The organism is Nevskia sp. (genome assembly GCF_023266035.1).
Classification (GTDB): domain Bacteria; phylum Pseudomonadota; class Gammaproteobacteria; order Nevskiales; family Nevskiaceae; genus Nevskia.
This window is the reverse complement of record NZ_JAHFRY010000050.1, coordinates 19,470-30,210: the sequence shown is the minus strand read 5'-3', so window position 1 is coordinate 30,210 and position 10,741 is coordinate 19,470. Positions and strand designations below refer to the sequence as shown.

Here is a 10,741-nt window from a genome sequence, read left to right as displayed (position 1 = left end):
TCTTGGCGATCGACGCATTCCACAGGTTCTGGCTGATGCGTTTCAAATTGGCTTCGTGAGCTTCGATAGCTTTCTGGACGAACGGATCAGCCTGTTCTTCCAGCAACAGGCTGTACTGTTCGAGTTCGTCCGCCTTCAGATTCTTCGGCCGTTCTGATTCAAGCAGGGCACGGCTGAAATCGCGATAGACCACACCAAGCTCGTAGGTCGCGGCAGTCGTCGTATCGGCAAAGCCATAGGCTGCCGAACGATTCAGCGCCTGAACAGCGGCTTCGGTTGCGTTCTTGCGGACCAGCAGGCTCTTCTCGACCGGCAGGGTCAGCTTGATGTTGCGAGCATCCTGGGCGGCCGACATCGCCAGTTCCAGGCTGGCCTGCGCAGCCACCACCTTGCTGGCATCGGTACGTCCGGCGCCGGCGCCGGCATCAGCCTTGACCAGCTCGTTGAGCCAGTAGAGGTAACGGCCCTTGTCGTTCGCCGCCAGCGACAGATCGGCGAGGCGGCGACGGCCGATGGAGCTGCGCTCGACGGGCTGCGTGAAATTGCTGACGTAGTACTCGTAAGCCTTGCCAGCTGGCGCCGCCATCTTCGCTTCGTCGTACAGGGTTGCAGCCAGCCAGGCCGATTCGCGACGGGTCTCCGGCGTTTCGGTCGTGCGCTGGGAAATGCGCGCGAAGGTGGCGGCCGCTGCAGCCGGCTTGCCGTCCTTCTGGTAAGTCGCCGCGAGCTTCTTGTCGACGTCCGAAACCAGAGGATTGCTCGGATAGCGAGTGCGGAAACCTTCCAGGGTCATCGCCGCTTTCTGCCAGTCTTCCAGCGACAAATAGGCGCTCGCGGCATCGTAATCGGCATTCGGGCGGATGGCGGCATCTGGCACCGTTGCGCCGACTCTCAGGAAGGCATCGGCCGCCGCCCGCAGATTACCGGCGGTACGTGCCGCTTCGCCCTGCTTGTAGATCGAGGCCGCGAGCTGATCGGCGACGATCCTGCGCTCTGGCGCGCCCGGTGCCAGCAGAGTCAGCAGGTTGCCATAGGCCGCTTCAGCTTCCGGATAACGAGCCTGGGCAAAACGGGCGTCGGCGACCACACCGAGCACGAGGCGGCGCTGATCAGGCGTGGCGGCCGGCGTGTGTGCGATCAGCCGGTCGGCAAGCTTCACCGCCTCGTCGAGCGCCTTGATCTCGAAAAGATCCTGCGTGGCGCGCGTCACGACAACCGTCCACTGTGGATGTGCAGGGAAGGTGTCGGCCAGCTTCAGGCTGGCGTCGATCGACTGCCGCAGTGCGCCCGGCCGTTCGGCGGCTGGCACTTCCTTGATCAAGCGCTGCCAGGCCTGCACGGCGGCGTAGGCGGCTTCGGACGCCTTCGGATGATTGCCGTAGCTGTAGGCGGTCTTCAGATACTGGTTCGCGGCATCTGCCGTGCGGCCGCCATCGAACAAGGAATCGGCATAGAGCAGATTCACTTCGGGAATCTTCGGATCGGACGGGAAGTTGCTCAGGATCTTCTGATACCAGCCGGCCGCAGCGATGAAATCCTTCGTGGCTTCGGCGGTACGACCAGCCTGCTGGCTAGCCTGTGCACGGGCCTGATAGTGACGCCCCAGATCCTCGAAGCTCGTGCGGACCACAGTCAGCACGTCAGGCGTTGGCTGACGGCCGGCCCAGTACGGCGCGCCCGGCTCGTAAGCGGTGACGTAGCGCTCCTTCTCGCGGACGACGAGGTCGTTGAAGCCGCCGTCCTGATAGGCGGCGATGACGCGGCTCTGGAACTTCGGCGCGCTGGGGTGGCTCGGGTAGCGGCTGATGAAAGCGGCGTAGCTGACAGCGGCATCGCTGTAGCGGCGCTTCTCGATGAACAGATCGCCGAGTGCGTTGTAGACCAGCGGATAGAAGCGCGGTTCGCCTCCGCCTGCGACCTTGGCGCTGCGCGTGAAGTAATCGTTGATCGCGTTGCCGCCGCCGAGGGCGGCGAAGGCGAGACTCGATACGCGCAGGCTCGACGAGGCGAATTCAGCCTTGTCCTTGCCGACGGCCTTCAGCGCGGCGTCCGGATCCTCCAGCTCACCCGCCGGCAGTTCGCGATTGAGGATCGTGAAGAAGATCGGCAGACAGGCGTCGTACTTGCTCTGTTTGAACAGCGTCCAGCCGTACTTGTACTGGGCCGACTCGAAGAAGGTGGTCGTGGTGCCGAGGCCGAGCACGAACTGGTAGTCCCGCTCGGCTTCGTCGTAGCGACCGAGGCCATAGAGAATTTCCGCACTGCGGAAGCGTGCGTCGCCGATCAGGGTCGAAGTCGGATACAGCTCGCCGAGACGCCGCAGGGTCGCGATCGCTTCGTCGATCTGGTTGTTGTTCTGATAGGCGCGTGACAGCTGATACAGCAGGCGATCGTTGTTGCGATCGTTCGGACGCTCGGCGAGCAGCATCTTGTAGACGGTGATCGACTTGCCGATGGCAACCGGATCCGAATTGCCCTTGCTGTCCTCGACCTGAAGCTGCAGATCCGCAAGGCGGCGCATGGCTTCGACACGGGTATTGTCATCCGGCTTCAGCTTCAACAGTTCGCGATAGTTCTCCAGTGCCTTTTCCGGATCGGTGGTCACCGCTTCGGAACGGATCACCGGCAGTTTGTCTTCGGCTGGAGTCGACTGCTTGGTCAGCGTGCGGATCGGCGGAGAAATGTCCTTGGGCTGAGAAGCCGCACAGCTGGCCAGGAACAGGGCTGCCACCGACATCGCCAGTGGCGTACGCATGCCGGAAGCCAGCTTCAGACAAGGACTAGGGCGCAGATTGGAGCGCATCAGGGTGACACTCCCTTGAGCTGCCGGTCGTAGACGCGGGCCATGGCGAACCGGGCTTCGATCAAGTACTTCTCGGTGTAACGACGCTGATCGGCGAGATCATCGAGTGCCAGCTTCTCGATCAGCTTGCCCTGCGCTTTCGCAGTGGTGTCGACCCGCGGCAGCAGTTCATCGATACGTCCCTTCAGCACATTCATGCGTTCGTAGACGCCGTTGTACGCAGCCGATGGTGGTGCCTGGGCAGCGAGCAGGATGATCGGAGAATCGATCAGCGGTGGCGTCGCTGACACCGTTGCGAAATCGGCGGCGCTCAGGGTTTCGCTGAGGCGCAGGCTCACTGGCGCTGGCGGTACGCCGGGAGTGATCACCTTCGGAGCTTCCTTCTGCTTGCTGATCTGCAGGCTCAGCAGCTGCTCAGTCGACACTGACGGCCCCTTGCGAGCCAGCCAGCCCGCCTGGGCGTCGGCCATGCGATCTTTCCAGGCTTCGAGATTGCGCTTCAGCAGCAAGGCATCGCGATAGTTCTTCAGCGGCTCCTGAAAGCGATTCTCGGCGATCAGGCGCTGCAGATAATAGGTTTCCTGGGCATCCGGCAGATCCTTCAGCTCCCAGTCCCAACCCGATTCGACGTTCTGCGTGCGCCGAACCATCGTCGAAATCATGCGGCCGCTGCGGACATAGGCCGCGCTCAGATCAAGGCTCTTGCGCGCTGCGGTGAGCGCATCGATCGCCCGCTGGTAGAACGCTTCCGACTGCAGATGGGCGCCCAGCTTGTCGAGCGTGAACGGGATCGCCAGCAGCACTTCCTGCACCGCAGGGTCGATGGTGTCGCGTGTGGCGAGTTCCACCCAAGGCACCAGCGCTCGCTTCAACGCGGCTTCTTCATCAGCCGACGCTTTGGTCAGCCGGAAGCTCTGGAGACCGGCACGCTTGTAGACATCGTCTCCGAGAAATCCGGGGCGCAGCAGCACGCCGATGGTCGACAGACTCTTGGAGATACCCGACTCATCGTCGCCGGATTTCTTCTGCGACTTGCCGCCGGGCGCCAGGTAAGCCCAGCCGAGACCGAGCAGGGCGCGATTCGACAGTGGGCCATCGCTGCGCACGCGCTGCAACACGCCGATCGCCGAGCCACCCTGCTGGTTGCGCAGGAAGTAATAGCCGAGCGCCAGGTTGGCCTTGTCGCGGACCGCCAATTCGTCTGGATCGTCCGCATCGATCTGCCCGACCTTGTCGAGCACGGTCAGCCCTTGGGTGACGCGGCCGTCCTTGATCAGCGCAACGCCATAGTTGTAGCGCGTGAACGCGCGCTGCAGGCCGGCATCCTTGAGTTCGGCGAGCACCGCGGCCGCTTCCTTGTAGCGACCTTGGCCCAGCAGGGCACGGCCGAGCAGGTCCTGCCATTCCAGCGCGGCCTGTTTCGGAAGCTGTGGCTTCATCGCTTCAAGTTCGGCGATTGCCTCCGCGAGCTTGCCGCGCTGGTAGTTGAATTCGGCCAGATGAATGCGGGCACGGGCCAGCGAAAGAGCGGTGTTTGGTTCCGGCACCAGTTCTCGGTAGATCGTGCTGGCACGCTGCTCGACGCCGAAATTCAGCGTGGCATCGGCCAGACGCCGGAAGTAGACCTTCGACAGCTGGCGGTCCGGCTTCTCGCCAAGCAACTGCAGCAGTTCGGTCGAAGCGCTGAAATAGCGCTGGTCGCCCATCAGGAACTCGGCGGCGCGAACGTGTGGATCGTTGGCGCTGCCTGGTTCGTAGCGATCGATGGCCAGCGCCGGAATCGACGCCGTCAGCAAGGCGGCACAAACAATGCTGCGGATCATCGCGACGGTCTCCAGTCGCGCAGCGCTATGGTCGGCTGCATACCAAGGCCAGGCGTTGATATCAAGATTTCAAGATCAGATGCTCGATCAGTTTTGTCGAACACTGCTTCATAGCGGCCGCGCATGCGCTGGCCGTCTGCGCCGGTGTCAGCGTAGCGGCCAGTGAACTCAGCCCACAAGCGGTGCGCACCGGGAGTGATGTTCAGACGCAGCGCGCGATACAGGCCGCGGCGCTGCAATGCCACGGCTTCAGTGACTTCGAGCTTTCTGCGGATAGGCTCGTTGCCGTCGACAGTGATCACGACTTCATCGAGCAGCAGCCCCGGCGCGTCGACACCGACGTAGATCGTCACCCGGGTTTGCTCCGGATAGAGGAAAGCGTCCTCGGTGCGGATTGCCTGCTGATTGATGTCGAAGACTTCCGACTTCAGCACCTGTAGCGTCCGGTCGATTTCGAGCACCGCCGGGTCGGCAGGCTGAGGCGGAGCCGCGTGCACTGCAACAGGCAGGCAAGCGAGGAAGGTGCACAAAAACAAGCGGCTCGGCGAGCGGAAAGCCATGTTCGTTTTCTGGGCAGGGAGCATTGAAGAGGCGCGAGTCTAGCAAAAGGTTCGCGGCCGACGGAAACAGAACTGTGCGTTCAGCGGATGCGCGGTACGTGTCCGTCTTTCAAGCGGCGCAAAGCCGCGAAAACTTCCACGGAATCAGTCATCGCCTGCCCGGTCTGCGCGGTCATCGCGCTGGCCAGCTCGGGCTCGTTGCTGCGCAGGAACGGGTTCCGCGCACGCTCTCCGGCCATAGTGCCTGGCACCGTTGCCAGGCCCGCGGCGCGCAAGCGCTGCAGCCGAGAAAATTCGGTAGCTACGGAGGCATTGCCCGGCTCGACCGTTGTGATGAAATCGTAGTTCGACAAGGTGTACTCGTGCGCGCAGTAGACGGCCGTATCACCTGGCAGATCGGCGAGGCGAGACAGCGAATGCTGCATCTGCGCAGGCGTGCCCTCGAACAGCCGTCCGCAGCCGCCGATGAACAAGGTATCGCCGCAGAACAGCAGGCGCTGAGCTGGTTCGAAATAGGCAATGTGCCCGAGGGTATGTCCTGGCACGGCGAACACGTTCAAGCGAATGCCGAGGCCGGAAAGGCTGACCTCGTCTCCGTCATCGAGCAGTACGGTGAGGCCCTTGATCTTCGCGCTCTCGGCGCGCGGACCGTAGACTGCGGCGCCGGTCTCGGCGGCCAATGCGGCGAGTCCGCCAATATGGTCGGGATGGTGATGCGTGATCAGGATCGCATCGAGCAGGAGGCCGCGGGACGCAAGCGCCCGGCTGACGACGGAAGCATCACCGGGGTCGACGATGGCCGCATGGCCGTCACGTTCGAGCAGCCAGAGGTAGTTGTCGGTGAACGCGGGCAGGGCAGTGACGGTTATCATGGCGCCATCGTCTTCATAGCGCGCCGGTACGTCAACCATGCCTAACCGTCTCGCGGTCAGCGGCGGCCAGCCGTTCAACCGCCAAGCCCTGAAAACCTGGCTCGCCAGCCCCCGTGGCAAGCGTCTGCTGGCGCTCGAGGAACGCGAGCTGTCGCGCGTGCTGCCGAATCTGTTCGGCCGTCATTGCCTACAGATCGGCAACTGGGGCGATGGTCAGTTGCTGGCTTCCGCGGACATGCTGCATCGCGCCGTGCTCGGCACGCTGATCGACAGCTTGGGCGATGCCCAGGCCGTGACCCAGCCCGATGCCTTGCCGATCATGGAGCGCAGTGTCGATGCCGTGCTGCTGCCGCACACGCTGGAGTTCTCGCCGTCACCCCACAATCTGTTGCGCGAGGTCAATCGCATCCTCAGTGATCGAGGCCGTCTGATGATTCTCGGCTTCAATCCCTGGAGTCTCTGGGGTTTGCGTCGAGTGCTCGGCATGGGGACTCGAGCCTTTCCTACGGGGGCTCGTTTCCATAGCGCCGGCCGGCTTGCTGACTGGCTGGAACTGCTGGATTTCGAGATCACCGAGCTGCGTCGCTTCGGGGTCGGCTTTCCTTGGACAGAAGCGCGTACCTCGGGGGAGCCCTTCACGGTGGCCAGTCTGGCGATGCCCCTCGCCGAGGGGTACCTGATCGTTGCCAAGAAACGGGTGATTCCGATGTCGATGGTCACGCGTCTTCCGCGAGCTCAGGTCAAGCAGCTGGTCGGCCGCGCACTCGGTGGTATTGCCGCTACGCCCGCCGTCACACCGGATCTCAATACTCCCGCTGAATGAAAGCAGTCATCGCGTACACCGACGGCGCATGCCGCGGTAACCCCGGCCCGGGTGGCTGGGGCGTCTCCCTTCAGTATGGTGAGCATCTGAAGGAACTCTGTGGCGGCGAAGCGCCGACCACCAACAACCGCATGGAGTTGATGGCAGCGATCAGCGCGCTGGAGTCTCTGCGAGAAGCGTGCACGGTAACGCTGCACACGGACTCCAAGTACGTGCTGCAGGGGCTTACCGAGTGGCTGCCAAGCTGGAAGAAACGCGGCTGGAAAACGGCCGACAAGAAGCCCGTCAAGAACCAGGATTTATGGCAACGGCTTGACGTCGCGGCTGCTCGACACCAGATCGACTGGCGCTGGGTCAAGGGACATTCCGGCGATCCGGGCAACGAAAACGCTGACCGTCTTGCCAACAAGGGCCTGGAGCTGGCTCAGTCCACTAAGGCCTGAGCACTGACCGATAAACGTTCCCGGGCCATGCCGATCGGCATGGCCCGGGAAACGCGATCTGCTTACTTCTTCTTGGTCTTGCCCGGCTTCTTTGCCGCAGTCTTCGAGGCGCGCGACGATTCTTCGTTGTAGACCTTCACGAACGAAGGCTTGTCGAGCAGCTTGAACTCGACACGACGATTGTCGGCCCGGCCTTCCGGAGACTCATTGCTGCTGATCGGCGAGCTTTCGCCGTAGCCCTTGGCGATCATCCGGGTGCCATCAATGCCCTTGCTGATCATGTAGGTGCGAACGGAATCGGCGCGTCGCTGCGAGAGTTTCTGGTTGTACTGATCCGAGCCGGTGGAATCGGTATGACCGCCGATCTGCAGGGACAGCGTCGGCTGGGCCGACAGTGCTGATGCAATCTCGTCGAGTGTCGTCTTCGCGGGGGCCGTCAGCTCGTAACCGTCGAGAACGAAGTTGACGGCCCTGAGCACGATGGTCTGCTCGATGATGCAGCCGGTTGAGTCGACCCTGAAGCCCTTCGGCGTATTCGGGCACTTGTCGAGCGCATCTTCGACACCGTCGCCATCGCTGTCGACCCGAGGCGGCGGCGGCGCACAGGTCTGGCAGATCGTCGGCTCCGGTGTGACCGGCGGAAGCACGATCGGCTTCACGCCGCCGATTTCCCAAGTCACGCCGAAGGTGTACTCGAAGTTGCCAATCGACGGGCTGAAGCCGAGGACGTGGCGGATGTCGGCACGCAGCGCGAAGTCCGGACCGACGAAATACTTCAGGCCGCCGCCGTACTCAGCCAGCGTCTTGTTGGTCTTCGGCCGATTGAGATCGGGGATGTCGATGTTGTAGCGGCCAACACCGACCGCCAGGAACGGCACCAGCTTCTTGGTCGGCTGGAAGTGATACAGCACATTGCCGCCGAACCGATAGACGTTCGATTCGACGTTCACATTCGGTCCCGAATCGGTGTCTGACTCAGTCAGAACGTAGCTGCCGAAAAGCTCGGCACCCCAGTTCTCGGTGAAGTTGTAGCCGCCCCGCAGGCCAAACACGGGGGCTGATTCGAGGTCTTGCTTCGAGTCGAAGAGATAGCCGCCCACGTAGGGCGTCAAGGTCCAGGCTTCGGCACGGTTCTGAGCGGCAGCACCCGTCGCCAGGCCGAGCAGCGATGCTCCGAGCAGGCCGACGGTCATTTTCTTGTTCATGAGGATTCCCTTGTCTTTGGGCTTGATCGGATTCATGGCGCGGGCAGATTGATCGTGGCGCGGCGTATCCGCGCGCTACCAAACGTGAGAACCCTGCCAACCACCTTCGCATCGTTAGCGAAGTTGATTCCGGTACGCGCCATCAGCGTGCCGCCAATCCGAGCACTGTTATCGGTGGTGATGGTGCCCTGGACGACCCAGAACACGTTGGCCGCCTGAGCACCATTGGCGAGCACGACCCTGGAGTCCTCGCCGAACTGCAGGTTGCCGTCCACTTGGAAAATCCAGACGGCGCTGCTATCGCCCAGCGCATCGAGCGTCAGGATCCCGTTGGTATCAAGCGTCATCGAACCCGCCGAGCTGTAGACACCCGGCTCCAGCGCCTGTCCGGTCAGCTGCGTTGTTTCCCGACCTCTTGGTCGCCCCTCTGCGTCCGTGAAGGCGCGTCCGAGATCTTCGCTAGCCAGCTTGGCTTCATCGGTATCTTTATAGAGGTTGCCGGTCCGCACCAAATCCGGTGCATCGCACAGATCGCAGGTGGTAATCGGCGACAAGCCAATATCGGCATTGATGGTGGTCGGGCCCGCCGTATTCGTCAGGCCGCCACCGGCGAAGATTCCGAAGCTGCTCAGCGAGCGCAGCGGCACCGGCAACTGGCAGACCGTGTTAGTCAGGCCGATCTGGAAGGTCCAAGGATTTGGCACCGGCCCCGCGTTCATGTCCAGGAAATTCGGCGGGATCGCTCGGTCAGTCACTCTGCTGGTGACCGTGGCCGTGTAAATGAGCCCGGCCACGAAATTCTGCGCCTGCCGGAATGTCGCGATGCGGGTCGTGCCGTTGTAGGTCACGGTTCCCGGCACCTGAACGCCGTTCGGATCCCTGATGATGAAGCTCGTCTCTTCGATCGGCGTTCCGACCATCGATACGACAGTATCTGTCGCGACCGATTCATTGAAGCGCGCGTTGATCGTCGAGTTGATACAGACGTTGGTGGCACCGTTCGGGGGCGAGGTCAGATTGACGAATGGAGGGGTCACGTCCTGAGCCAGGCCGGTCGTGAACGTCCAAGGATTCGCCACGTCAGAACCGACCAGCGGATTGCCGGCCAGATCGGTCACCGTATTGGACACCGTCACCGTATACGTCGTCGATGCAGCCAGCGGCACGCTCGGGACGAACGTGACCGATCGGCCGGAAACCGTGAAGGTTCCAGCTACGGCAGTCCCATTGGTTGCCACCGTGAAGCTCGATGCCGTGATCGTCTCAGGATTGACCGGCTCACTGAAGGTCGCCGTGATCGGTGTATTGGTCGCCGTGCCGGTTTCTGAATTGAACGGATCGGTGAGGACGAGGATCGGCGACGTCGCATCACCAGTTGAGCCGGTTCTGAAAGTCCAGACGAAGTCGGTGCCCAGCGGATTGCCGGCCAGATCTTTGAGGTTGCGCGACAGCGTGACGGTGTAGTCCGTATTGCTCGTCAGTGTGGAGACGGTCGTTGCCGTGCCCGGCGTGAAGGTCAGCACCGAACCCGAGACGCTGACAGTGCCTGCGACTGGGGCGCCGGGCGCCTCACCACTAGTCACTGTAAAACCGGTGTCGCCGATCGAGGCGGGATCAATGGCTTCGCTAAAGGTCGCCAGCAAACGGCGGTTACCCGGCACGTCGGTGGCGCCATTGAGCGGGTTGACCTCACTGACCTGCGGTGGCGTGGTGTCTGGAAGCCCGCCCGTCGTGAACTGCCAGACGAAATTGCTGGCCAGCGCGTTATCGACGAGATCGCGAACCGCGGTCGTGATCGTCGCCGTATAAGTCGTATTGGGCGCAAGAGCAGCGCCCGGCGTAAAGGTCGCGACTACGCCGGAGTAGGTCACTGTGCCGACGACTGCGCCGCCTTCGCCAGCAGTCAGCAGAAAGCTGGTGCCGTTGATCGTGCTCGGGTTGATCGCCTCGCTGAAGGTCGCCGTGACGGCCGTGGTCGATACCGGGACCCCGGTCTGCGTGTTGATCGGCGAGGTGGCAATGACCGTTGGCGGCGTGACGTCGCCGGTCTGGTTTTCGCCACAGGCGGACACGAGGGTCGCCAGCAGTACCAGCGCCAACCAGTTGCCGATGGTTCTAAAATGAAGTTTACGATCGCGCATTGGGCAGATCTCGATCTAGTTGATTTGTGTAAACGGTCAGCTTGATGACGTTGTCATCAGGACTAACCTGA

8 protein-coding genes are annotated in these 10,741 nt (G+C 62.4%); 2 read left to right on the top strand and 6 right to left on the bottom strand.

Annotation, left to right across the window (positions count from 1 at the left end; all coding sequences use genetic code 11):
* The 4 genes from Q0D45_RS09705 to gloB form a co-directional block, all read right to left on the bottom strand.
* The coding region (locus tag Q0D45_RS09705) for a tetratricopeptide repeat protein (RefSeq protein WP_293391911.1) at positions 1 to 2,755 on the bottom strand (2,755 nt) is incomplete at its 3' end.
* Positions 2,756 to 2,802: 47 nt separating this feature from the next.
* Positions 2,803 to 4,626, bottom strand: a complete 1,824-nt coding sequence (locus Q0D45_RS09700) for a tetratricopeptide repeat protein (protein WP_293391908.1) — start codon at positions 4,624 to 4,626, stop codon at positions 2,803 to 2,805.
* Entirely contained in the window at positions 4,623 to 5,186 is a 564-nt protein-coding gene (locus Q0D45_RS09695; RefSeq protein ID WP_293391905.1) for a hypothetical protein, read from the bottom strand. Before Q0D45_RS09695 ends, Q0D45_RS09700 begins: the two co-directional genes overlap by 4 nt.
* 80 nt (positions 5,187 to 5,266) lie before the next feature.
* A complete protein-coding gene (gloB, locus tag Q0D45_RS09690; protein WP_366946406.1) occupies positions 5,267 to 6,058 on the bottom strand; it encodes a hydroxyacylglutathione hydrolase in 792 nt (263 codons plus the stop codon).
* 37 nt (positions 6,059 to 6,095) lie between these two features.
* Between gloB and Q0D45_RS09685 the strand changes: the two genes are divergently transcribed.
* Positions 6,096 to 6,881, top strand: a complete 786-nt coding sequence (locus Q0D45_RS09685; RefSeq protein ID WP_293391899.1) for a methyltransferase domain-containing protein — start codon at positions 6,096 to 6,098, stop codon at positions 6,879 to 6,881.
* Positions 6,878 to 7,324 (top strand): ribonuclease HI, encoded by a 447-nt coding sequence (rnhA, locus tag Q0D45_RS09680; RefSeq protein WP_293391896.1) that lies wholly within the window; start codon positions 6,878 to 6,880, stop codon positions 7,322 to 7,324. Before Q0D45_RS09685 ends, rnhA begins: the two co-directional genes overlap by 4 nt.
* Positions 7,325 to 7,386: 62 nt before the next feature.
* Here the strand turns inward: rnhA and Q0D45_RS09675 are convergent, their stop codons facing one another.
* Together Q0D45_RS09675 and Q0D45_RS09670 are read right to left on the bottom strand one after the other, a co-directional pair.
* Complete coding sequence (locus Q0D45_RS09675; protein WP_293391893.1) at positions 7,387 to 8,529, bottom strand: OmpA family protein; 1,143 nt, start codon at positions 8,527 to 8,529, stop codon at positions 7,387 to 7,389.
* A gap of 32 nt (positions 8,530 to 8,561) precedes the next feature.
* Positions 8,562 to 10,670 (bottom strand): Ig-like domain-containing protein, encoded by a 2,109-nt coding sequence (locus Q0D45_RS09670; protein WP_293391890.1) that lies wholly within the window; start codon positions 10,668 to 10,670, stop codon positions 8,562 to 8,564.
* Positions 10,671 to 10,741: the final 71 nt, after the last annotated feature.

Excerpts from the sequence above, each read along its gene's own strand:
- Q0D45_RS09700 (WP_293391908.1), bottom strand. The coding sequence starts at position 4,626 with ATGATCCGCAGCATTGTTTGTGCCGCCTTGCTGACGGCGTCGATTCCG.
- Q0D45_RS09695 (WP_293391905.1), bottom strand. The coding sequence starts at position 5,186 with ATGGCTTTCCGCTCGCCGAGCCGCTTGTTTTTGTGCACCTTCCTCGCT.
- gloB (WP_366946406.1), bottom strand. The coding sequence starts at position 6,058 with ATGATAACCGTCACTGCCCTGCCCGCGTTCACCGACAACTACCTCTGG.
- Q0D45_RS09685 (WP_293391899.1), top strand. The coding sequence starts at position 6,096 with ATGCCTAACCGTCTCGCGGTCAGCGGCGGCCAGCCGTTCAACCGCCAA.
- rnhA (WP_293391896.1), top strand. The coding sequence starts at position 6,878 with ATGAAAGCAGTCATCGCGTACACCGACGGCGCATGCCGCGGTAACCCC.
- Q0D45_RS09675 (WP_293391893.1), bottom strand. The coding sequence starts at position 8,529 with ATGAACAAGAAAATGACCGTCGGCCTGCTCGGAGCATCGCTGCTCGGC.
- Q0D45_RS09670 (WP_293391890.1), bottom strand. The coding sequence starts at position 10,670 with ATGCGCGATCGTAAACTTCATTTTAGAACCATCGGCAACTGGTTGGCG.